Genomic DNA, 21,222 nt, shown 5'->3' with positions numbered 1-21,222 from the left:
TGTTAATGAAGAGTGAAAAGAACGGGATGCTATTTGCAGATCCTGCACATCAACAGTGAATTTTGGTATTTCCCCCGCGAGGCATTTGAGTGCTTAACTGAGATCAGACACGGCGAGAGAGGGTAAGATGATGAAAAAATGGATCAGCACGTTACGGCGGTTTTTTGCGACCCGACCAGTGAATGCGGAGAACAGCGCGCAACGTGTTCTTGAGTCAATCCTGCCTGTCGCCAGCCTGTATGGCGTCGACGTTGCCAACATTGACCCGGAGTGGTTCCATGATAAAACGTCACGCTGAACTGCGCCGCACGCGCGAAACGTACTGGAACGAGGTGTGCGTGACGTATAACGAGTGAAATAAAAAAGCACCGGTTTCCCGGTGCTTTTTTATTAGATTTTGCAGGCGTCGCCGCAGTCGTCGTCGGCGACAATCGCCTGCGCTTTTTTGTCTGCATCATCCAGACGTTCGGCATTACGCTCTTCGGCTTCATCCAGACCGTTAAAGACTAAGTTATCGAGATCAATTTCCATGTGGCACCTGCTCTGTTCAGTTTTTGATACTGGCACAGTATAGGGCAAAAAAAGCCAGCAATGTACCTCGCAGCACATAAGGATAATCCCTGCCATACTCAGTGCTTTATCGCTGAGGAGAGCACATGATTACACTCTGTAAAACCTGTGGAACCGCCTACGATGCCCGCCCGGACAGATGCCCGATTTGCGAAGATGAACGTCAGTACGTGCCCGCCACGGGCCAGGCGTGGACCGATTTCGACACCGTCACCGCCACCCATACCAACAAATGGCAGCAGCTGGAGCCGCGGCTGTTTGGGATCAAAACGGTGCCCGCGTTTGCGATAAACCAGCGGGCGCTGCTCCTGCAAACGGCCCACGGCAATATTCTCTGGGACTGCATCGCCAACCTCGACTCCGCAACCAAAGCGCTCGTTACCGCCCTCGGCGGCATCAGCGCGATTGCTATTTCACATCCGCACTATTACACCACCATGCAGGAGTGGGCTGCGGCGTTTGATGCGCCGGTTTACCTGCATGCCAGCGACAGAGAGTGGGTCATGCGCGACAGCCCGGCCATTCATTTCTGGGAGGGGGATGCGCTGGAGATTTTCCCGTCGGTCACCTTGCTGCGTCTGGGCGGGCATTTTGCCGGTGGAACGGTGCTGCACTGGCAGGAGGGGGATGGGGTATTGCTGGTGGGCGATATTCTGCAGGTCACGCCGGGTAAAGACGCCGTCTCGTTTATGTGGAGCTACCCGAATTATCTTCCGCTGCCGGCCCGCACCGTGGCGTCGGTGGTGAGTCATCTCGAAAGGAAAACCTTCGAACGTCTTTACGGCGCGTTTGAAGGGCAGAACATCCCGGCCTTCGCGGACGAGATTGTTCAGCGGTCGGGCCAGAAATATATTGCTTGTCTGAAGTAAACCACGATGGGTAAACTTTACGAGTGTGATCTCGATCATGCCTAAACTAAAACAGATAAAAGAGACATTGCTATGCAACATATCATTGAAGGTTTTCTCAGCTTTCAAAAAGAGATTTTCCCGCAACGTAAAGAACTCTTCCGCAGTTTAGCGTCCAGCCAGAATCCCAAAGCGCTGTTCATCTCATGCTCCGACAGCCGTCTGGTTCCGGAACTGGTCACCCAGCAAGAGCCAGGACAACTCTTTGTCATTCGTAATGCTGGCAACATCGTGCCGCCGTTCGGGCCGGAGCCTGGCGGCGTGTCTGCAACCATCGAATACGCCGTGGTGGCGCTGGGCGTCACGGATATCGTGATTTGCGGTCACTCCAACTGTGGCGCGATGAAGGCGATTGCCGATAACGCGAACCTGGAGCCGATGCCTGCTGTGTCACACTGGCTGCGCTATTCTGACGCGGCGAAAGCCGTGGTTGAGAAGAAAACCTGGGATAAGCCGATCGATAAAGTCAATGCGATGGTGCAGGAGAACGTGTTTGCGCAGCTGAGCAACATTAAGACCCACCCGTCCGTCGCGGTGGGCCTGCGTAATAACTCCATCCGACTGCACGGCTGGGTGTACGACATTGAAAGCGGCAAAATTCTTGCCCTGGATAAAGCGACGAAAACCTTCGTTTCGCTGTCTGAAAACCCGGAAGTCTTCTTCGAGTAATCCGCGACAGCAGGGCATGGAAGCCCTGTCAGTTCTCGATATACGGTAGTCTGCGCCGCGATCGCGACGCGGGTTTTTCCGCCGCCTTCGCCATTGCTTGTGCAATCTCTGCACACTCCGCCAGCCCCTGAACGAAGGGACGATCGTGCATCAGCCACGGTATCGCGCCGAAGGCAATGCGCCCGCGAACGGCGTCAGGCGCATTTAAGGTGTAATCCTCACCGACGTCCGGTATCTCTTCACCCGTGGCTTCCAGCTGTTTGCGCAGCGTCGGAAAGGGCAGATCTTTCGTTTTGAGCGGCTTTTGTCCGCGCGCATCAATAAACACGTCGAAACGGTAAACGGTCTCTTGTGTGGTGATTACCGTTCGATCGCTGCCAATGTCCAGCGTGTAATCGTCACCGAGCGTCGCCACGCTAATGATGCCGGCTTCGCGAAGCGCGAGCAGCCTGCGGATAGACTGCGGAGGAATGGCCGCATAGTTGTCGATGAATACGCGGGCGAGGCCTTGCTTAAAGCGCTCTCTGTCCCGTTCGCTGAGGTGGGGAACAATCTCCTGAACCACTTCATGCAGCCGAAGCACGGTATAGCGCCAGGCTACGGTGCGCCGCTCGCGTTTGTTCCGCTCCACCTCGTTGAGATTCTCTTCGGCCCAGGTAAAGGGGCCGTGCCGTTTACGATCCTCAAACCAGGCCTCACGAATGCTGTCCGCATTCTGCTTATGCAGGGATATTTTCTCACACCACGTCGGGTCAGCGAGCTGAAGCTCTTTCACCATCAGGGTAAATATACGGTCGAGCAGGCCATTCGATCCTTTGGCGATCTCGTTTTCAACCACAAATTCGGTTAAGACCGACAGCGGTTCATAAGGAATAGGGCAGTAAAAATCGGCTTCCGGCAGAATGCCCGTTCGGGACATCAGGACAATCTTCAACGCGTCGCTGCCTTTATCCAGCACGAATTTATCATCACGAAATTCACCGTGCTGCATCACTACCGCCATGGCCGCGTCGAGACCGCTTAACGATGTCCCCATGATACCGACGCGGCAGGGAGGAATACTGGCATCCATCAGACCGGACCAGGGGCTTGGAAAGAACGCGCGCGTGGCTTCGTCCTCGTCTGGCCAGACGTGACCGGTGGCGATAACCGCAAGGTCGAAGCGTTCAGGAAAGGCGCTGTCGTTGACGGAAAGCGTGACCCCTTCTTTCGTGGGCACGATATCGGTGACCTGGGTGGATTCATGGACATCAACCTGAAACCGCAGCTTTCTGGCCTCTTTCACGATTGAACGAAAGCTGTCGCGAAAATACTCGCCCAGCAGAAGCCGTGGCAGGAACTGTCGGTCATGCAGGCGGGCTTTATCAACTTTAAAGCGCGCCAGATGAGCTTCGCTCTGATCCTTCAGCCAGTCGAGGTAGGTCATAAAAATGGGCGGGATTTCAATGCTCGCAATGTTCGCCAGCATCAGACGAGAGTTATCGTCGTCGTTATAGGGCATACCCACGCCAGCTTCATCGGCCTGTTCGAAAACGGAAACGGAGAGCGGCGTGCTGTTTTTAAGGAGATGATAAAAAGTATAAATCCCTGTGGGGCCGGAGCCGATAATCGCGATTTTCTTCATCGACGGTCTTCCTGTTTTTTTTCCATAAGAAAAGCGTAGCAGGAGAACAATGATGAAAATAAGGGATTAGGAAAATTCAGGATATCAGAAGAGGATTTGCACCATTTCAGGACTGAAATGGTGCGTCCGAGTGGACTCGAACCACCGACCCCCACCATGTCAAGGTGGTGCTCTAACCAACTGAGCTACGGACGCAGAATGGTGCGTTCAATTGGACTCGAACCAACGACCCCCACCATGTCAAGGTGGTGCTCTAACCAACTGAGCTATGAACGCAACGTGTTGTCGGCGACAACGGGGACGAATATTAGCGGCACAGCACCGAGGTGGCAAGAGGGAAAATGCATTTTTCTCTCTGATTTCACGCGATTGCTTCATTACCGCGCAAAGTGAAGAGAAAGTAGCCGCCGTGCGGCGGCTACCGCGTCGTTAACGTGCCGCGCGTTGCAAAATGACCGTTGATGGCTGGCGCTGCAGGAAGCGCATTCGCATCATCATCATAATCGCCGCCGACGTCAGGCCGATGATAAAGCCCATCCAGAACCCTGCCGGTCCCATGCGATCCACCACCAGATCGGTAAGCGCCAGGATATAGCCACACGGCAGACCCAGCACCCAGTAGGCGATGAAGGTGATAAAGAAGATTGAGCGCGTGTCTTTATATCCGCGCAGCACGCCGCTGCCAATCACCTGGATGGAGTCAGAGATCTGGTAAATCGCGGCCAGCAGCATCAGGTGCGATGCCAGCGTGACCACTTCCGGGTTGTCGTTATAGAGCAGGGCAATCTGCTCGCGTAATGCAACGGTAAAGAGCGCCGTACAGACAGCCATGCAGACGCCGACGCCCAGCCCGGTCCGGGCGGCCGTTTGCGCATCAAGCGTTGAGCCCTGGCCCAGGCGGAAGCCGACGCGGATGGTCACCGCCGCCGCCAGCGACATCGGCAGGACGAACATCAGGGAGCTGAAGTTCAGCGCAATCTGGTGCCCGGCCACGTTCACGATGCCCAGCGGGGAGACCAGCAGGGCGACTACGGCAAACAGGGTCACCTCAAAGAACAGCGCGAGGGCGATCGGCAACCCTAACTGCACCAGACGCGTCATGATGTTCCAGTCCGGCGTGCTAAATTTTTTCTCGTTGCGAATATCGCGCATGGAACGGGCGCGTTTTACAAAGGCGATCATGGAGAAGAACATCACCCAGTAAACGGCTGCTGTCGCCACGCCGCAGCCGACGCCGCCGAGCTCCGGCATCCCGAAATGACCGTAAATAAAGACATAGTTCACCGGAATGTTGACCAGCAAACCGATAAAGCCCATCACCATTCCGGGCTTGGTTTTCGCCAGGCCTTCACACTGGTTACGCGCCACCTGGAAAAAGAGGTAGCCGGGCGCACCCCAGAGCAGGGCGCGCAGATAGCCCACGGCTTTATCAGCCAGTGCCGGGTCAATGTTATGCATAGCGCGAATGATGTGGCCCGCGTTCCAGAGCACGACCATGATCAGCACGGAAACAAACCCTGCCAGCCAGAAACCCTGACGAACCTGATGGGCAATGCGCTCGCGACGACCCGAGCCATTGAGCTGAGCGATAACCGGCGTGAGCGCGAGCAGCAGACCGTGGCCGAACAGGATGGCCGGAAGCCAGATTGACGTGCCGATAGCAACGGCCGCCATATCGGTGGCGCTATAGCCACCTGCCATTACCGTATCCACAAATCCCATTGCGGTCTGGGCCACTTGCGCGACGATCACTGGTATAGCCAGTGCCAATAGCTGGCGCGCTTCATTCATGTACTTCTGCACGTGAACACCTTTATTTTGTTGTTATTTGAGAGACTAAAAAAGCCGCCGAAACGGGCAGCAAGAAGAAAATGCAGGGGGGTGCCAGCTATTGTAGCGGGCTTTAGCTATTTATCTAGTGAAAAAATCGCCAGAAAATGCGCTCCGCTGGCAACCTCTTTTTCCAACTGTTATTGTGGTGGGATTAAACGGTGTCACCACCGTCCGGAAAAAACAGGAGTTGTAAGCATGTTTACTGGTATTGTGCAGGGCACCGCCAAAGTGGTGTCCATTGATGAAAAACCTAATTTCCGTACTCATGTTGTTGAGCTGCCGGAATATATGCTTGAGGGCATTGAAACAGGCGCGTCGATTGCTCATAACGGCTGCTGCCTGACCGTTACCGAAATTAACGGCAACCAGATTAGCTTTGATTTGATGAAAGAGACGCTGCGCATCACCAACCTTGGCGAGCTGGCGGTGGGAGATACCGTCAACGTTGAGCGGGCGGCAAAGTTCAGCGATGAGATTGGCGGCCACCTGATGTCCGGGCACATCATGACCACCGCTGAAGTGGCAAAAATCGTGACCTCGGAAAATAACCGTCAAATCTGGTTTAAAATGCAGGATCCTTCATTAATGAAATACATCCTCTATAAAGGATTTATTGGCATTGACGGGATTAGCCTGACGGTGGGTGAAGTAACGCCAACGCGTTTTTGCGTGCATTTAATTCCTGAAACGCTGCTGCGCACCACGCTGGGCGCCAAAAAACTGGGGCATCGCGTGAATATTGAAATCGATCCGCAAACCCAGGCGGTGGTGGATACGGTTGAGCGCGTGCTGGCAGCAAAAGAAGCGGCAATAATAAAGACCGCCGCAGAAGAAGAATAAAAAATAACCCCGGCTATCCGGGGTTATTTTTTAGCGTGCGACACGTAATCCGTGTTCAATCCCACGGCTGAATACCACCTGCCAGAGCTGAATATCCCGTGCGCGAAACGCCCCCGCGCAGGCATTCAGATAATAGCTAAACATCCGCCTGAATCGTTCAGAATAGTTGTCCGCAATCTCAGGCCAGGTTTCCTGAAAACGCGCATGCCAGGCCATCAACGTGGTGTCGTAATCCGCGCCAAAGTTGTGCCAGTCTTCCATTACAAAATGGGGTTCACTGGCGTTGGCAATCTGGCGGACTGACGGTAAACAGCCATTCGGAAAGATGTATTTGTTGATCCACGGGTCGACGTTATTGTCGGTTCGCTTAGAGCCGATGGTGTGCAGCAGGAAGATGCCGTCCGGTTTCAGATTCCGATCCACCACCTCAAAATAGGTAGCGTAGTTTTTCGGCCCGACGTGCTCGAACATGCCGACGGAAACGATCCGGTCAAACTGTTCGTTCAGGTCACGGTAATCCTGCAGCCGGATATCCACATCGAGGCCCTGGCAGCGTTCCCGCGCCATTTTTTGCTGTTCCGCTGAAATCGTGACGCCGACGACGCTGACGCCATAGTGTTTCGCCATAAAATACGCCAGCCCGCCCCAGCCGCAGCCGATATCCAGCACGCGCATACCCGGCTGGAGCTGCAGCTTCTCGCTAATCAGACGCAGCTTGGCCTGCTGGGCCTCTTCAAGCGTCGACGCCTCTTTCCAGTAGGCGCAGGAGTACTGCATGAAAGGGTCCAGCATACGGCTGAACAGGTCGTTGCCAAGATCGTAGTGCTCTTTGCCTACGATCCATGCGCGTTTTTTACTTTGCAGATTGAACAGTCGGGCAGAGGCGACGCGCAGGGTGTCTTTCAGATTGCGAGGGAGTTGATTTTCAAGACCGGCACGCAGCACGCTGGCGAAAAAGGTATCCAGACGTTCGCACTCCCACCAGCCGTCCATGTAGCTTTCTCCCAGGCCTAACGATCCCTCTCGCAGCACGCGTTTAAAAAAGTCGGGATGTTTAACCTGAGGATCGGATGGCGATGATCCATTGATAGTGATGCCTGCTCGACCTAACAGTTCACTGACGATCCGGGACCAGTTATCGTCCGGAACGCTGACTTCTTCTATACACGATGAACTCATAGCTTCTCCATCACCCTACTGTGATCAGAACCTTAAAACAGCGTAGACGCTTTTTTTGGTTTGTGAGAAATCTCACGGTAAATACCGCGAGGCTAATATCCGACGTAGAACAGAGGAAGGGAGATAACCCTTGCCGAAATGCCTTCCATGGTAAAACGGGAGCACTCCGGCTCCCGTTAACACTTAATATTTATCGTATTTAATCGAACCAAATTTAGTATAGGCCTCAAAATTTGGTGATTCAATAGAAAATTCTTAGCAACCTAATCACTGAAAATTAACATGATTTCTGGCGCAATCAGGCATGTGACGTTTCAACCTGAGCACTCTTTTCATGCTCACGCTGCGCGGAGGCCTGCATGCGATAGCCCAACACCGCCAGCGCAACGGTCACCAGCATCACGCTGGTGGTGGTCAGGAGCGGCGTGGCAATCAGCGCCGATACAACCAGGCTTGCCAGGAAGCACAGCCCCAGCTGCAGGGTGTTCTGCAGCGCGGCGGCGCGGCCTGTCGCCTGCGGGAAGGGACGCAGCGCCTGGGCTACAACGATAGGGTAAATCGCCCCGTTCGCGACGGCCATCACGCAGAAGGGGATCAAAATTTCGGCCAGACCGGCACCCGGAATAAAGCCAACGGCCCAGGTCCCGATAACGCTCAGCGCATACAGCACCAGCAGCCACGGCAGCATCTGCTGACCTTCCCACTTTTGCAGCGCCGCTCGACAGCCGTACCCGCCCACCAGGAACGCGATGGTCTGCGGAACATAGCTCAGGCCGATGGCTGCCGGGCTGTAGCCCATATCGTGCAGAATGAACGGCGAGCCGGTGAGCCACGCGAAGAAGCTTGCCGAGCAGGCGGCATAGATCAGGACATTCCCGCGATACGCTTTGGCGCTGAGCAGGGACGTGAAGGTAATCGGCTTCGCGTCTGCATGCGCTTCTTTTTTATGCGCGGGCTTAAGGGCTAACGCCGGCAGCATCAGGACCAGGGTAATGGCAAACAGCGTGGCGAAAATGGCCTGCCAGTCGAAATGCGCGAGGATCCAGCTGCCCAGCAGGGGAGCGAGGGCAGGTGAGAGGCCCACCAGCGGCATAATGGTGGCGAAAATACGGTTTGTGCGGTTAGCCGGGTAATAGTCGGTGACCAGCGCCTGCCAGGTCACGGCCGCGGCACAGACGCCCACGGCCTGAATAAACCGCAGCACCAGCAGCCAGGTGGCATCGCGTACCCATAACATTCCCAGGCAGCCCACAGCAAAAATGGCCAGGCCCAGCAACAGTACCGGTTTACGACCAAAGCGATCCGAGAGCGGTCCCCAGAGCAGCTGTGCGAAGGCAAAGCCGGCGAGGAATAAGCTCAGGCTGGCGCTGATGGCGGCAGCCGGGGTTTGCAAATCTTCCTGCATGGCGGCAAACGCCGGCAGGTACATATCGGTGGCCAAAAAGCCCAGCACGCTTAAGCCGCCGAGCCAGACTAAAAAACCGTTCCTGGGTTGCATTATTTTATTCTCCTGAGGAGGCAGGTATACATTGGCGCTGAGTGTAGGGAGTGCAAAGCCGCTTGTGAAACGCTAATATTTGGCGGGTGCATTCAAAAAATTTGCAGGCAGAAAATGTGGTCAGATTATTCTCTTGAAGTGGTCGATGCTGTTGCACGTAACGGCAGCTTCAGCGGTGCGGCGCAGGAGCTGCACCGCGTCCCTTCGGCAATAAGCTACACGGTGCGCCAACTGGAGGAGTGGCTGGCGGTTCCGCTGTTTGAACGGCGGCATCGTGATGTGGAATTAACGCCCGCAGGCGCGTGGTTTTTGAAGGAAGGGCGTTCTGTTATCAAAAAAATGCAGATCACCCGCGAACAGTGTCAGCAGATCGCTAACGGCTGGCGGGGACATCTTTCCATCGCGGTGGATAACATCGTTAAGCCGGAACGCACCCGGCAGATGATCGTCGATTTCTACCGTCATTTTTCTGACGTCGAGCTGCGGGTCTCGCAGGAGGTGTTTAACGGCGTCTGGGATGCGCTGGCGGACGGCAGGGCAGAGATGGCGATTGGGGCTACGCAGGCGATCCCGGTCGGGGGACGTTACGCTTTTCGCGATATGGGGATGCTGAGCTGGAAATGCGTGGTGGCAAGCGATCATCCGCTGGCGTCGATGGAAGGGCCGCTCAGCGATGACACGCTGCGCAACTGGCCGTCGCTGGTGCTGGAGGATACGTCCCGTTCATTGCCCAAGCGTATCACCTGGCTTCTGGACAACCAGCGGCGGGTGGTGGCTCCGGACTGGGAATCGTCGGCGACGTGCCTCAGCGCCGGGCTTTGCGTCGCGATGGTGCCCGTTCATTTCGCGCGTCCGCGCATCGATACCGGAGAGTGGGTTGAGCTGACGCTGGAGAATCCGTTCCCGGATGCGGCCTGCTGCCTCACCTGGCAGCAAAATGACGTCTCGCCTGCGATGGCCTGGCTGCTGGATTATCTGGGAGACAGCGAAACGCTGAACCGGGAATGGTTACGGGAGCCAGCATAGCTGGCCCCGTAAAGCGATTAACGACGGTAGTCGCGGAACGGACCATCCGCAACGGAACGGCGTTCGATAAGACGCGGGTGAACTTCAATAGACTGCGACTCTTCGCGCTTGTTGACGATCCTGTCCATTAGCATATTGAAGGCCGTTTCGCCCAGCGAATCTTTCGGCTGGTGAATGGTGGTCAGCGCCGGGGTGAAGAAACGCGCGTTACGCACGTTGTCATAGCCGATCACGGAAATATCCTGCGGTACGCGCAGGCCCAGCTCGTCGGCAGCGCAGAGCGCGCCCATGGCCATGATGTCGCCCCCGCAGAACACGGCGGTCGGACGGTGCGGCTGGGAGACGATCTGCTGCATCGCGCGGTAGCCCGATTCCGGCTCAAAGTCGCCCTGCACAATCCAGTTTTCCGGCACGTTGATCAACGCTTCTTCCATCGCTTTCATAAAACCGGCCAGACGGCCCGCGCCGGTGTTGCGCTCCAGCGGACCGGGGATCACGCCAATCTCGCGGTGACCGCGTTCGATCAGATAACGACCGGCCATATAGCCGCCTTCAAAGGCGTTATCGATAACGGAATCGGTAAAGTCTGCGCGCGCTTCGCCCCAGTCCATCACCACCATCGGAATATGGCGATACTCTTCCAGCATCGACAGCACGGATTCCGGGTACTCGGAACACATCACCAGCAGGCCATCAACGCGCTTTTGCGCCATCATCGACAGGTAGGCACGCTGTTTTTCAATGCTGTTCCACGCGTTGCCCAGAATCAGGGTATAGCCTTTCTGGAAGCAGTTCTTTTCGACCGCTTCAATGATCTCGGCAAAATAGGCCGCTTCACTGCTGGTCGCCAGCAATCCAATGGATTTGGTGTGATTAACCTTGAGGCTACGCGCAACCGCACTTGGCGAATAGTGCAGCTCTTTGATCGCTGCCCAGACGGCGTTGCGCGTCTCTTCCGCCACAAAGCGGGTTTTGTTAATTACATGTGATACGGTTGTAGTGGAAACGTTTGCGCGTTTTGCTACGTCTTTAATTGTTGCCATTAAATGTCACTCCAGACCATATCCTAAGCTCCTGAAAAACTTGAAGGTAAACGTTTGCCTTCTCTCACCCTTATCTCGCAATCTTGAATTGCGGCACGCCGGGAAAACGACACGGGACGTCAGGAGGGGGTCAATGGCCGGTACGCTAATAAATTTAGCGTGGAATTTTGTCCTATCTTGATGAAAAGGGGAAGAGGTAAAGTGGTTATCAGTATAAATCCAGGAAGATTTTTGACGTAATCTGTGCAAAAATGAGCAAGCTCACTTTTCGTGTGGGGATTAAAAGGAGAAAAATTGATGAGTTCCGATCTTAAGTTTTCGCTGTTCACCACCGTTGTTGTGCTGGCTCTGATTGTTGCGGCCGGTCTGACGGCTGCGCTGCACTGATTTACGCGGAGGGAGAGCCTTCTCCCTCCCGACTCCCCGGATTGTTACTTCTCTGGCAAAAATCTTTTGCCATTTTGTTAACTTCTCATTTTTTGTGATTGATGTCATGCTTTCTGCTTCTTTGTTCTGTGTCACCACATGACACGGCATCCGGAGTTGACGCATGAAAATCAATTTTCCCCTGCTGGCCCTGGCGATTGGCGCTTTTGGGATTGGCACCACTGAATTCTCCCCGATGGGGTTACTGCCTGTTATTGCCCGGGGCGTAGATGTCTCTATCCCTGCGGCAGGGATGTTAATCAGCGCCTACGCTATCGGCGTGATGGTCGGGGCGCCGCTGATGACGCTTCTTCTTTCACACCGCGCGCGCCGCAATGCGCTGATTTTCCTGATGGCGATTTTCACCCTAGGCAACGTGCTTTCGGCCATTGCGCCGGACTACACCACATTGATGCTGTCGCGCATTCTGACCAGCCTTAACCACGGCGCGTTCTTTGGGCTGGGATCGGTCGTGGCTGCCAGCGTGGTGCCAAAACACAAGCAGGCGAGCGCCGTGGCAACCATGTTTATGGGGCTGACGATTGCCAATATCGGCGGGGTGCCTGCGGCAACCTGGCTGGGAGAAGCGATCGGCTGGCGTATGTCTTTCCTGGCGACGGCCGGGCTGGGCGTGGTTGCAATGGTGGCGCTGTTCTTCTCCCTGCCGAAAGGCAATGCCGGAGAACGTCCGGAAGTGCGTAAAGAACTGGCGGTGCTGATGCGCCCGCAGGTGCTCTCCGCGCTGCTCACCACCGTGCTGGGGGCAGGGGCGATGTTTACCCTCTACACCTATATTTCACCGGTACTGCATGATATCACCCACGCAACGCCTCTCTTCGTTACCGCGATGCTGGTGCTGATTGGCGTGGGCTTCTCGATCGGCAACTATCTCGGCGGGAAATTTGCCGACCGTTCCGTGAGCGGGACGCTGAAGGGCTTCTTAACCCTGCTGATTGTCATAATGGTTGCTATTCCGTGGCTGGCGCGCAATGAGTTTGGGGCCGCGATTGCGATGGTCGTCTGGGGAGCCGCCACTTTCGCCGTGGTGCCGCCGCTGCAGATGCGCGTGATGCGTGTCGCGCACGAGGCGCCGGGACTTTCATCTTCCGTGAATATCGGTGCGTTTAACCTGGGTAATGCCCTGGGCGCGGCGGCCGGTGGGGCCGTGATTTCAGGTGGTCTGGGGTACAGCTTTGTGCCGGTGATGGGGGCGATTATTGCCGCGCTCGGCCTGCTGCTGGTGATGATGTCGGGTCGTAAACAGCCTGAAGCAGCCTGCGCTGCGGAGTAAACCAAAAACGCAGAAGGGCGAACCCTTCTGCGTGTCTCTTACGCGGCGAAGTTCTTCGCGACAAAGTCCCAGTTAACCAGTGCCCAGAAGTGCTCCAGGTAGTTCGGACGCGCGTTGCGGTAGTCAATGTAGTAAGCGTGCTCCCACACGTCCACGGTCATCAGCGGCTTCGCGCTGGTGGTCAGCGGGGTACCCGCGTTAGAGGTGGACACGATAGCCAGTTTGCCATCCGCCTCTTTAACCAGCCACGTCCAGCCAGAACCGAAGTTCTTGATGGCTGCATCGGTAAATTTCGCTTTGAAATCCGCGAAGCTGCCAAATGCGGCATTGATAGCGGTAGCCAGTTCACCGACAGGTTCACCGCCGGCATTTGGCGCCAGGCAGTGCCAGTAGAAGGTGTGGTTCCACACCTGAGCGGCGTTGTTAAAGACGCCACCCTCTGAGCTGCGGACGATCTCTTCCAGCGTTTTGCCTTCAAAATCGGTGCCCTTGATTAGATTGTTCAGGTTGGTGACGTACGTCTGGTGATGCTTGCCGTAGTGATATTCCAGGGTTTCCGCAGAAATGTGCGGTGCCAGGGCGTCTTTTGCATACGGTAGTGCAGGTAATTCGAACGACATTGCTTCTCTCCTTATTGTATTTTGTGTTGCCAATAACCACACAGACAACATGGACAGGATAGCAAATTGAAAGGGTATGCAAAAGAGGAACTTACCCTGCCACGGATGCGGCAGGGCAGGGGTTAGCGAATGGTTTTTGGCGTCATCACGCGACGCGCGCCGACGTAGTGACGTACCCAGTAGTCTTCACTGAGAGAAGTGATCTGAATATCCTGGCCGCTACGGGGAGACTGGATGAATTTCCCGTTGCCGACATACACGCCGACGTGGTCAGCCGTGCCGCGACCCTGGGTGCGGAAGAACACCAGATCGCCGTTTTCCAGCTCACCGCGGTCAACCGGTGAGGCATCGCGCAGGTGGTACATCTCATTGGCGGTACGAGGAATGCGGAATTTGACCAGATCTTTATAGGCGTAATAGACGAGGCCGCTGCAGTCAAAGCCGGTACGCGGCGAGCTGCCACCCCAGTGATAAGGTTTGCCAATCTGCCCCATCAGTTTGTTCATCGCGGTTTTTTGCGCTTTTTGTACGCGCACTTTATGCACTTCCGCTATTTTCGTGACCTTCGTGCATTTCGCCTTGTGGCCTTTACGCGTGATGCATTTTTCAGTAACGAGGTTAGCGGCGGTTTGCGAAGCTTTACTTTTGGCGGAGTGGGCAGTGCGGGAAGGTTTTGTTTTCGTCTTGCTGGAAGCTGTCTGTTTCGTCTGAGCCGGTGTTTTTTTCTTGTCGTTCTTAGCGGTGGTTTTTTTCTTACGTTCTGTGGCTTTCACAAGATGGTTTTTTTGTACAGCAGAATGCCGCGCCTGCTGAGAGGCGTTTGCCACTGGCGTGAAAGTGAGTGAAGTAAACAGTAAAGCACAGAGCGTGATCGAGATTTTATTTATCCGCGCCACTGGGCAGTCCCCTGATAAATGCAGGTCATCAATAATACCCGCGTGTGATTTACAAAGCCCGTCGATTCTAATCTATAAAAACCCAGAAAGTTAATAGCATTTTTCAATCTACAATCGTGTTTCGTTAGCAAGTGCAAAAAAATTCATCGTTCTGTCGTACATTTGCCCACTCCCTAAGCAAAACCCTGACTGCCGCAGGGGTAAACACCATTTGCAATGCAACTTTTCGTGACTCGGGGTAGAATGTATAAACGTGACAAAAATGTTATTTTCCGATGCCAGTCTGAACCGCTACAATGTCAGACGAATGCCGTAACAGAAGTTAAAGGAAGCAAGACATGAGCACCACTATTGAAAAAATCCAGCGCCAGATCGCTGAAAACCCGATTCTGCTGTATATGAAAGGTTCTCCGAAGCTGCCAAGCTGCGGCTTCTCCGCGCAAGCGGTTCAGGCGCTGTCAGCCTGTGGTGAGCGTTTTGCTTACGTTGATATCCTGCAGAACCCGGACATCCGCGCTGAGCTGCCTAAGTACGCTAACTGGCCGACTTTCCCACAGCTGTGGGTAGACGGTGAGCTGGTTGGCGGCTGCGATATCCTGATTGAAATGTATCAGCGCGGCGAACTGCAGCAGCTGATCAAAGAGACGGCGGCGAAGTACAAAACTGAAGAGCCGGACGCAGAGTAATTTTCTGCGCAAATAAAAAAGCGACCTGATAAGGTCGCTTTTTTTTATTCTTCGCTGTCGCCCATCGGCAGCGGCCAGCCGCCCAGACGCTTCCAGCGGTTGACGATCTCACAGAACAGCTCTGCGGTGCGCTCCGTGTCGTATAAAGCGGAATGCGCCTGCGTGCCGTCAAAAGGTATACCCGCCGTGATGCAGGCTTTAGATAACACCGTTTGTCCCAGAGCCAGGCCGCTCAGCGCGGCGGTGTCGAAGGTCACAAAAGGATGGAAGGGGTTGCGTTTGAGCGCGGCGCGCTCCGCGGCGGCCATGGTAAAGCTGTGATCGAAGGTGGCGTTATGGGCCACCATGATGGCGCGGCTGCAGTTACTCTCTTTCATGCCTTTACGCACCATTTTAAAAATGGCGTGCAGCGCATCATATTCACTGACTGCACCACGCAGCGGGTTATGCGGATCGATACCGTTAAACGCCAGCGCTTCCGGCTGTAGGTTTGCCCCTTCGAAAGGTTCAACGTGGAAATGCAGCGTGGTGTCCGGTGTAAGCCAGCCCTGTTCATCCATCTTCAGCGTGATGGCGGCAATTTCGAGCAGCGCATCGGTTTTAGCGTTAAATCCGGCTGTTTCTACATCAATGACAACGGGATAAAAACCACGAAAACGGTCGCACAGACCGCTAAATTGAGCGTTATCGGACATCAGGGTCTCTTACAAGGGGAAAAAGCAGAGCGCATTATGGCAAATTTTGCAGGGTGATGCAGTAAAACTACGGGCGCATGTTGCGCCCTGAGGGATCAGTTGCCCAGACCGCGACCCGCGTCTTTGGCTTCAATCAGTTCGATTTTGTAACCGTCCGGATCTTCCACGAACGCAATCACGGTGGTACCACCTTTTACCGGACCCGCTTCGCGCGTAACGTTACCGCCGTTGCTGCGAATGCGTTCACACGCTTCGGCCGCGTTGTCCACTTCCAGCGCGATGTGGCCGTAGGCGGTGCCCAGCTCATAGCTGTCCACGCCCCAGTTGTAGGTCAGCTCGATCACCGCTTCATCCGTTTCCGGGCCGTAACCCACGAACGCCAGCGAGTATTTGTATTCCGGGTTTTCGCTGGTGCGCAGCAGCTTCATGCCTAGGACGTTAGTGTAGAAATCAATGGAACGTTGCAGATCGCCAACGCGCAGCATGGTGTGAAGTAGGCGCATAATTTCCTCATTAACCAATGGAATAGACTGTCTTTTTGAACAGAAACGATGTTTTAGTATAGCGGCGAAGTATCGCCGCTATCAATGAACAATGGCGAGATTACAGAGAAGGGTAGTCGGTGTAGCCTTCCGCGCCGCCGCCGTAGAAGCTTTCCGGGCGCTGCGGATTCAGGGCCGCTTTTTTCTGCAGACGGGCAACCAGATCCGGGTTGGCGATGTAGTCGCGGCCAAACGCGACGGCATCGATCAGCCCTTTGCCGATCAGGTCTTCGGCTTTCTCCGGGGTATAAGCCCCCGCACCGATGATCACCCCGTGGAAACGCTCGCGCACTTTCTGACGGAAAGCGTCCGTGTAAGGCTTACCGCCAGCCCAGTCCGGCTCGGACATGTGCAGATAGGCGATGCCACGCTTAGCCAGTTCTTCGATCAGATACAGGGCATCGGCTTCTTCGTTCGGACCGTTGTCGACGTTCTGGAAAGAACCGATTGGGGAGACGCGGATCCCTATACGATCCGGGCTCCACTCCTGGCATACGGCGTCAACCACTTCCAGCACCAGGCGAGCGCGGTTTTCGACGCTGCCGCCGTACTGGTCGGTGCGGTGGTTAGAAGACGGTGACAGGAACTGGTGCAGCAGGTAGCCGTGCGCGGAGTGCAGCTCAATCAGGTCAAAACCGGCTTCACGAGCGTTGGCCACGGCCTGGCGGAAGTCGTTCACGATACCCGGAATTTCATCCAGCTCAAGCGCGCGCGGCATAGAGGTATCCACGCGGATCGCATTGCCGTTTTCATCACGCAGGGACGTACGGGTATTTGCGCTCAGGGCCGAAGCGGAGACCGGAGCCTGGCCGCCAGGCTGAATGCTGCTGTGAGAGATACGACCGGTATGCCACAGCTGGACCGCAATGCGACCCTCTTCAGCGTGAACGCCCGCGGTGATTTTCTGCCATGCGGCGATCTGCTCCGGGCTGTGAAGACCCGGCGCACCCGCATACCCTTTAGCCTGAGCGGAAATCTGCGTGGCTTCCGTGATGATCAGGCCAGAGCTTGCGCGCTGACGATAGTATTCACCCATCAGTGGGGTTGGGATGTCGCCCGGCTCAATGCTGCGCAGGCGGGTAAGCGGAGCCATAAACACGCGGTTAGGCGCAGTGACGGCACCCACTTTTAATGGGGTAAATAATTTTTCAGCTGACATAAAGACTCCTGAGTAGACCAGTCGACTAGTTATTGGGTAAATAAAAACGCCTGTTAAATGCCAGGCGCAGTAATGCTGTTTTTCACATGTGCCAGCGCGCTTTCCAGCGGAACGGCACTGCGCGAAATTTTTGCCTGCAGGTTAGCGCCTAGCCAGAGCGCATATAACACCTGCGCCTGGGTTAACGGCTCGCCGGAAAAGGCCAGCGTTTTTTCATCGCGGCCTTTCTCCAGCGCCTGGGCCAGCAGGGCGATAACGCCGCGGGCACCTTTATCCATCGCCGTGCGCATATCTTCAGAAAGATCGCACACTTCTGCAGACAGCTTAACTGTCAGGCATCCGCTGATAATGCCCTGCTGACAGAACTGGTTCAGCGTTTCCTGATAGTAGTTCAGAACACGATCCCGGTAGTTACCTTCACCCGACGCAAAGTGGGTCGCCAGACGCTGGTGGTAGCCAGCATAATGACGCTCCAGCATCGCTACGCCAAAAGCCTCTTTGGACCGGAAGTAGTGATAAAACGACCCCTTCGGTACCTCAGCGGTTTTTAATAGCTCGCTCAACCCCATACCGGTAAACCCGCGATGCATGCAAAGTCGCTCGCCGGTTGCCAGTAAATGTTCGCGGGTATCGTGTTCAGTATTTCTGCTCATGGCCGCACTCTAATAGACCGTTCGGTCTAATGCAAGCGAGTTTACTGACGACAGGCGCTCAGTATATCCAGCTGCGGTTGATAAACCGTTGATTTCACGTCCATCATACCCAATACGGTTGAGAATAAATTGTCCTGGGAAACCGCATTTTTTGCTGCATTGTCGCGCAAACACTGTTCGTTGACGCCAAAGTTTTTCGCGTAATCCGGTGACAGCCAGAACATAAACGGAATATGCGTTTGCTGCTCCGGCGCCAGCATGTACGGCGTGCCGTGCAGATAAATACCGCTTTCGCCCAGCGATTCACCGTGATCTGAGAGATAAATCAGCGCGGTGTTCATGCTCGACTGGCGCGCTTTCAGCGCATCAATGGTTTTGCTGACCATACTGTCTGTATAGAGGATAGTGTTGTCATAGGTATTGATCAGCGCCTGATGGTCGCAATCCTGAATTTCATTAGTGTCGCAGGTTGGGGTGAATTTACGGAAGTTGTCCGGGTAACGGCGATAGTATGCCGGACCGTGGCTCCCCATCAGGTGGATAACCAGCACCGTGTCCTGCTTCAGGCCATCCAGCACGTTGTCCAGACGGTAGAAATTGACATCGTCGATACAGGATTTGTCTTTGCAGAACTGGTCCAGTTTCCACTGCGTCATGTCGGTATGGGGTATGCGATCGCAGGCACCTTTGCAGCCGCCGTCGTTGTCGCGCCACAGCAGGTTGACGCCCGCATGGTTGAGCACGTCGAGCAGCCCTTCCTGATGATGAGCCAGGTCGGCATCGTATTTGCTGCGCGTCATGCCGGAGAACATGCAGGGAACGGAAACGGCGGTTTCAGTCCCGCACGAGGAGGCCTGCGGGAAGTTAATCACATCCTGCTTTTTCAGCTCCGGGTTGGTTTCACGCCCGTAACCGTTCAGGGAGTAGTTTGCCGCGCGAGACGCTTCGCCGACGACAAGCACCAGAACGGTTTTCTTTTGCTGACCGGAAATCAATGGCCCTTTATGGGCATCTTCGCCAATCCGCACCAGCGTTTGATCGCCTGCAAACCAGCGCATTTTGCTGTACTTCACCACGGCGCTGACATAGTTCGCCGGGGTCACCATTTTGACGATGCTTTTGTTGTTGCGAAACAGCGACGCGTAATCTTTATAAAACAGCGCGGCAATCAGGATAATCACCAGCAGGGCACCGAGCATCGCGGCAACGCGCGTCAGCAGGGCATACCACCATTTTCCGGTACGGATGCGGGTCAACGCCAGCACAACCGAGGGAACGAGGCCGGCAAGGGCAATCCACAGAATCATCTGCGGGGTGACCAGGGCGGTGGCTTCCTGTGAGTTGGTTTCGAACACGTTCACAATCATGTTCTGATCGATAACCGCGCCGTAGGTGTACATAAAATAGGTCGCTGCGGCGCAACCGATGGTTAAGACAATCAGCAGCGGCTTGCGGATATACGGAATGTTTAGCAGGCTAAAGACAATCACCCAGCCGCAAAAAAGCACCAGCGGTACGGACGCGGCAAAGAGGATATCGTGCAGATGCGCAGGGGCGATAATCGCCCAGCTGCGCTGGATAAACAGCCCATTAATCAACGTAAAAAAGAGTGCACAGCCCAGAGTAAATTTAATGTCGTTACATTGTAACTTTTTGATTAACCACATCGAACGGGAAACCTGTCATTGTATTGATGGGCCGAGTATAGGGAGGGAAGATTAGTGAAACCTTAATGCCACAAATCTGTGGTAAAGCCCTTGCACGTGGCGCGTTTAACGTCTTCACTGTAGGTGAGAGTAGCTATCGGGAGGTGAGTGTGGCAGAGCAGCTGGAGTTTTTCCCCATCCAGAGCCCGTGCCGGGGTATTTGTCAGGTAGATGAACGCGGGTATTGCCGCGGGTGCATGCGTACCCGTGATGAGCGTTTTAACTGGCAAAACTTTAGCGACACGCAAAAACAAGAGGTGCTTCGCCTTTGCCGACAGCGACTTCTGCGCAAAATACGCGCAAACAAAGCCGGTGAGACCGAAGAACCGCAGCAGCCTTCACTTTTTTAACACGGTAATTGCGTATACTCATGACATTACGTCCTTGAGGAAAATGTTATGGTTCAGCGAATTACCCTTGCCCCCCAGGGGCCAGAATTCTCCCGTTTTGTGATGGGCTACTGGCGCCTGATGGACTGGAATATGTCCCCCCTCCAGCTGGCGAGCTTTATTGAAGAGCATATCGATTTAGGCGTCACCACCGTCGATCATGCGGATATTTACGGTGGCTACCTGTGTGAAGCCGCCTTTGGCGAGGCGCTCAAGCTGGTTCCGGCTCTCCGCGACCGCATGGAGATCGTCACGAAGTGCGGGATTGCCACCACGGCTAAACCTGAACATGCCCTCGGTCATTACATCACCGACAGCGCGCATATCATCAAGAGCGCCGAGCAGTCGTTGGTCAATCTGGCGACCGACCGTATCGACCTGCTGTTAATCCACCGCCCCGACCCGCTGATGGATGCCGATGAGGTAGCGGAAGCCTTCCTGAACCTGCATCAGAGTGGGAAAGTGCGTCACTTCGGCGTGTCAAACTTTACCCCGGCACAGTTTGCGCTGCTTCAGTCTCGTCTGCCGTTCACCCTCGCCACCAACCAGGTTGAGATCTCCCCGGTACACCAGCCGCTGCTGCTGGATGGTACGCTCGATCAGCTGCAGCAGCTGCGCATTCGCCCGATGGCGTGGTCCTGCCTGGGGGGCGGACGTCTGTTTAATGATGAGGAATTCCAGCCGCTGCGCAACGAGCTTGAAACCATCGCCCGCGAACTGAACGCGGAGAGCATCGAACAGGTGGTTTACGCATGGATCCTGCGCCTGCCGTCAAAACCGCTGCCCATTATCGGCTCCGGCAAAATAGAACGCGTGCGTTCTGCACTGGCCGCTGAAGAGCTGCAGATGACCCGTCAGCAGTGGTTCCGCATCCGTAAGGCCGCGCTGGGTTACGACGTACCATAAACCGCCTGAAGGTGGCTTTCCGGTGAAATCTTTGCCCCTGGTATACACTTAAGGGGCAAAAAA

23 protein-coding genes and 2 tRNA genes are annotated in these 21,222 nt (G+C 55.1%); 10 read left to right on the top strand and 15 right to left on the bottom strand.

Translation table 11 applies throughout. The features are described from left to right. Positions 1-127: 127 nt before the first annotated feature. On the top strand, positions 128-298 hold the full coding sequence (locus tag FOY96_RS22975) for a hypothetical protein (protein WP_157843316.1): 171 nt from the start codon (positions 128-130) through the stop codon (positions 296-298). 92 nt (positions 299-390) lie between these two features. Here the strand turns inward: FOY96_RS22975 and FOY96_RS12450 are convergent, their stop codons facing one another. Further along, the gene (locus FOY96_RS12450; RefSeq protein WP_003857665.1) at positions 391-531 is read right to left on the bottom strand and encodes a hypothetical protein; all 141 of its coding nucleotides are present in this window, start codon (positions 529-531) and stop codon (positions 391-393) included. Between the two features lie 125 nt (positions 532-656). On the opposite strand from FOY96_RS12450, the gene FOY96_RS12445 reads away from it, so the two are divergent. After that, positions 657-1,439 (top strand): MBL fold metallo-hydrolase, encoded by a 783-nt coding sequence (locus FOY96_RS12445; protein WP_143347176.1) that lies wholly within the window; start codon positions 657-659, stop codon positions 1,437-1,439. A gap of 72 nt (positions 1,440-1,511) precedes the next feature. Continuing rightward, on the top strand, positions 1,512-2,147 hold the full coding sequence (locus FOY96_RS12440) for a carbonic anhydrase (RefSeq protein ID WP_023311344.1): 636 nt from the start codon (positions 1,512-1,514) through the stop codon (positions 2,145-2,147). Between the two features lie 28 nt (positions 2,148-2,175). On the opposite strand, the gene FOY96_RS12435 is transcribed toward FOY96_RS12440, so the two are convergent. From FOY96_RS12435 to mdtK, 4 genes are all read right to left on the bottom strand, one after another. After that, positions 2,176-3,771 (bottom strand): FAD-NAD(P)-binding protein, encoded by a 1,596-nt coding sequence (locus tag FOY96_RS12435; RefSeq protein ID WP_143347175.1) that lies wholly within the window; start codon positions 3,769-3,771, stop codon positions 2,176-2,178. Positions 3,772-3,889: 118 nt separating this feature from the next. Continuing rightward, positions 3,890-3,966 (bottom strand) — tRNA-Val (locus FOY96_RS12430). 4 nt (positions 3,967-3,970) lie between these two features. Then, positions 3,971-4,047: transfer RNA gene (locus tag FOY96_RS12425), tRNA-Val, on the bottom strand. A gap of 153 nt (positions 4,048-4,200) precedes the next feature. After that, positions 4,201-5,574: an MdtK family multidrug efflux MATE transporter gene (gene mdtK, locus FOY96_RS12420; RefSeq protein WP_087822431.1), complete on the bottom strand. Its 1,374-nt coding sequence runs from the start codon at positions 5,572-5,574 to the stop codon at positions 4,201-4,203. Positions 5,575-5,799: 225 nt separating this feature from the next. Between mdtK and FOY96_RS12415 the strand changes: the two genes are divergently transcribed. Beyond that, positions 5,800-6,444 carry a riboflavin synthase gene (locus FOY96_RS12415; protein ID WP_039262338.1) on the top strand — a complete coding sequence of 215 codons (645 nt, stop codon included), beginning with the start codon at positions 5,800-5,802 and terminating at the stop codon, positions 6,442-6,444. 30 nt (positions 6,445-6,474) lie between these two features. Here the strand turns inward: FOY96_RS12415 and cfa are convergent, their stop codons facing one another. Continuing rightward, positions 6,475-7,623, bottom strand: coding sequence for a cyclopropane fatty acyl phospholipid synthase (gene cfa, locus FOY96_RS12410; RefSeq protein WP_023335428.1), 1,149 nt, complete (start codon positions 7,621-7,623; stop codon positions 6,475-6,477). A 298-nt stretch (positions 7,624-7,921) separates the two neighbouring features. Further along, complete coding sequence (gene punC, locus FOY96_RS12405; protein WP_143347174.1) at positions 7,922-9,121, bottom strand: purine nucleoside transporter PunC; 1,200 nt, start codon at positions 9,119-9,121, stop codon at positions 7,922-7,924. Between the two features lie 114 nt (positions 9,122-9,235). Here punC and punR point away from each other — a divergent pair, with 114 nt between their 5' ends. Further along, the gene (gene punR, locus FOY96_RS12400) at positions 9,236-10,147 is read left to right on the top strand and encodes a DNA-binding transcriptional activator PunR (protein WP_064672347.1); all 912 of its coding nucleotides are present in this window, start codon (positions 9,236-9,238) and stop codon (positions 10,145-10,147) included. Between the two features lie 17 nt (positions 10,148-10,164). Here the strand turns inward: punR and purR are convergent, their stop codons facing one another. Continuing rightward, positions 10,165-11,190: an HTH-type transcriptional repressor PurR gene (purR, locus tag FOY96_RS12395; protein WP_023335431.1), complete on the bottom strand. Its 1,026-nt coding sequence runs from the start codon at positions 11,188-11,190 to the stop codon at positions 10,165-10,167. A 297-nt stretch (positions 11,191-11,487) separates the two neighbouring features. Here purR and cydH point away from each other — a divergent pair, with 297 nt between their 5' ends. Further along, complete coding sequence (cydH, locus tag FOY96_RS12390) at positions 11,488-11,577, top strand: cytochrome bd-I oxidase subunit CydH (RefSeq protein ID WP_008500596.1); 90 nt, start codon at positions 11,488-11,490, stop codon at positions 11,575-11,577. 163 nt (positions 11,578-11,740) lie between these two features. Further along, entirely contained in the window at positions 11,741-12,907 is a 1,167-nt protein-coding gene (locus FOY96_RS12385) for an MFS transporter (RefSeq protein ID WP_143347173.1), read from the top strand. 38 nt (positions 12,908-12,945) lie between these two features. Here FOY96_RS12385 and sodB read toward each other — a convergent pair whose 3' ends face one another. Together sodB and FOY96_RS12375 are read right to left on the bottom strand one after the other, a co-directional pair. Continuing rightward, positions 12,946-13,527, bottom strand: coding sequence for a superoxide dismutase [Fe] (gene sodB, locus FOY96_RS12380; protein WP_029739795.1), 582 nt, complete (start codon positions 13,525-13,527; stop codon positions 12,946-12,948). Between the two features lie 122 nt (positions 13,528-13,649). After that, entirely contained in the window at positions 13,650-14,423 is a 774-nt protein-coding gene (locus FOY96_RS12375; RefSeq protein ID WP_023311354.1) for a C40 family peptidase, read from the bottom strand. A gap of 338 nt (positions 14,424-14,761) precedes the next feature. Between FOY96_RS12375 and grxD the strand changes: the two genes are divergently transcribed. After that, positions 14,762-15,109, top strand: coding sequence for a monothiol glutaredoxin 4 (gene grxD / locus FOY96_RS12370; protein ID WP_003832760.1), 348 nt, complete (start codon positions 14,762-14,764; stop codon positions 15,107-15,109). Between the two features lie 44 nt (positions 15,110-15,153). Here the strand turns inward: grxD and rnt are convergent, their stop codons facing one another. The 5 genes from rnt to eptA form a co-directional block, all read right to left on the bottom strand. Then, a complete protein-coding gene (rnt, locus tag FOY96_RS12365) occupies positions 15,154-15,804 on the bottom strand; it encodes a ribonuclease T (RefSeq protein WP_023311355.1) in 651 nt (216 codons plus the stop codon). Between the two features lie 95 nt (positions 15,805-15,899). Next, positions 15,900-16,307, bottom strand: coding sequence for a lactoylglutathione lyase (gloA, locus tag FOY96_RS12360; protein WP_013096923.1), 408 nt, complete (start codon positions 16,305-16,307; stop codon positions 15,900-15,902). Between the two features lie 100 nt (positions 16,308-16,407). Beyond that, positions 16,408-17,505 (bottom strand): alkene reductase, encoded by a 1,098-nt coding sequence (locus tag FOY96_RS12355; RefSeq protein ID WP_023311356.1) that lies wholly within the window; start codon positions 17,503-17,505, stop codon positions 16,408-16,410. Positions 17,506-17,558: 53 nt separating this feature from the next. Further along, positions 17,559-18,158, bottom strand: a complete 600-nt coding sequence (locus FOY96_RS12350; protein ID WP_029739798.1) for a TetR/AcrR family transcriptional regulator — start codon at positions 18,156-18,158, stop codon at positions 17,559-17,561. Positions 18,159-18,199: 41 nt separating this feature from the next. Next, positions 18,200-19,825 (bottom strand): phosphoethanolamine transferase EptA, encoded by a 1,626-nt coding sequence (eptA, locus tag FOY96_RS12345; RefSeq protein ID WP_143347172.1) that lies wholly within the window; start codon positions 19,823-19,825, stop codon positions 18,200-18,202. A gap of 149 nt (positions 19,826-19,974) precedes the next feature. On the opposite strand from eptA, the gene FOY96_RS12340 reads away from it, so the two are divergent. Both FOY96_RS12340 and FOY96_RS12335 read left to right on the top strand, forming a co-directional pair. Further along, positions 19,975-20,214: a DUF1289 domain-containing protein gene (locus tag FOY96_RS12340; protein WP_008500587.1), complete on the top strand. Its 240-nt coding sequence runs from the start codon at positions 19,975-19,977 to the stop codon at positions 20,212-20,214. A 48-nt stretch (positions 20,215-20,262) separates the two neighbouring features. Continuing rightward, the gene (locus FOY96_RS12335; protein WP_143347171.1) at positions 20,263-21,159 is read left to right on the top strand and encodes an aldo/keto reductase; all 897 of its coding nucleotides are present in this window, start codon (positions 20,263-20,265) and stop codon (positions 21,157-21,159) included. Positions 21,160-21,222 lie beyond the last annotated feature (63 nt).

Source organism: Enterobacter asburiae (assembly GCF_007035645.1).
Taxonomy (GTDB): domain Bacteria; phylum Pseudomonadota; class Gammaproteobacteria; order Enterobacterales; family Enterobacteriaceae; genus Enterobacter; species Enterobacter asburiae_B.
This window is presented reverse-complemented; position numbering and strand designations above follow the sequence as displayed.

Coding starts and splice junctions, on each gene's coding strand:
- gloA (WP_013096923.1), bottom strand. CDS start 16,307: ATGCGCCTACTTCACACCATGCTGCGCGTTGGCGATCTGCAACGTTCC.
- purR (WP_023335431.1), bottom strand. CDS start 11,190: ATGGCAACAATTAAAGACGTAGCAAAACGCGCAAACGTTTCCACTACA.
- FOY96_RS12350 (WP_029739798.1), bottom strand. CDS start 18,158: ATGAGCAGAAATACTGAACACGATACCCGCGAACATTTACTGGCAACC.
- FOY96_RS12445 (WP_143347176.1), top strand. CDS start 657: ATGATTACACTCTGTAAAACCTGTGGAACCGCCTACGATGCCCGCCCG.
- cydH (WP_008500596.1), top strand. CDS start 11,488: ATGAGTTCCGATCTTAAGTTTTCGCTGTTCACCACCGTTGTTGTGCTG.
- FOY96_RS12440 (WP_023311344.1), top strand. CDS start 1,512: ATGCAACATATCATTGAAGGTTTTCTCAGCTTTCAAAAAGAGATTTTC.
- FOY96_RS12355 (WP_023311356.1), bottom strand. CDS start 17,505: ATGTCAGCTGAAAAATTATTTACCCCATTAAAAGTGGGTGCCGTCACT.
- sodB (WP_029739795.1), bottom strand. CDS start 13,527: ATGTCGTTCGAATTACCTGCACTACCGTATGCAAAAGACGCCCTGGCA.
- FOY96_RS12435 (WP_143347175.1), bottom strand. CDS start 3,771: ATGAAGAAAATCGCGATTATCGGCTCCGGCCCCACAGGGATTTATACT.
- eptA (WP_143347172.1), bottom strand. CDS start 19,825: ATGTGGTTAATCAAAAAGTTACAATGTAACGACATTAAATTTACTCTG.
- grxD (WP_003832760.1), top strand. CDS start 14,762: ATGAGCACCACTATTGAAAAAATCCAGCGCCAGATCGCTGAAAACCCG.
- FOY96_RS22975 (WP_157843316.1), top strand. CDS start 128: ATGATGAAAAAATGGATCAGCACGTTACGGCGGTTTTTTGCGACCCGA.
- FOY96_RS12415 (WP_039262338.1), top strand. CDS start 5,800: ATGTTTACTGGTATTGTGCAGGGCACCGCCAAAGTGGTGTCCATTGAT.
- punR (WP_064672347.1), top strand. CDS start 9,236: ATGTGGTCAGATTATTCTCTTGAAGTGGTCGATGCTGTTGCACGTAAC.
- FOY96_RS12385 (WP_143347173.1), top strand. CDS start 11,741: ATGAAAATCAATTTTCCCCTGCTGGCCCTGGCGATTGGCGCTTTTGGG.
- rnt (WP_023311355.1), bottom strand. CDS start 15,804: ATGTCCGATAACGCTCAATTTAGCGGTCTGTGCGACCGTTTTCGTGGT.
- cfa (WP_023335428.1), bottom strand. CDS start 7,623: ATGAGTTCATCGTGTATAGAAGAAGTCAGCGTTCCGGACGATAACTGG.
- punC (WP_143347174.1), bottom strand. CDS start 9,121: ATGCAACCCAGGAACGGTTTTTTAGTCTGGCTCGGCGGCTTAAGCGTG.
- FOY96_RS12450 (WP_003857665.1), bottom strand. CDS start 531: ATGGAAATTGATCTCGATAACTTAGTCTTTAACGGTCTGGATGAAGCC.
- FOY96_RS12335 (WP_143347171.1), top strand. CDS start 20,263: ATGGTTCAGCGAATTACCCTTGCCCCCCAGGGGCCAGAATTCTCCCGT.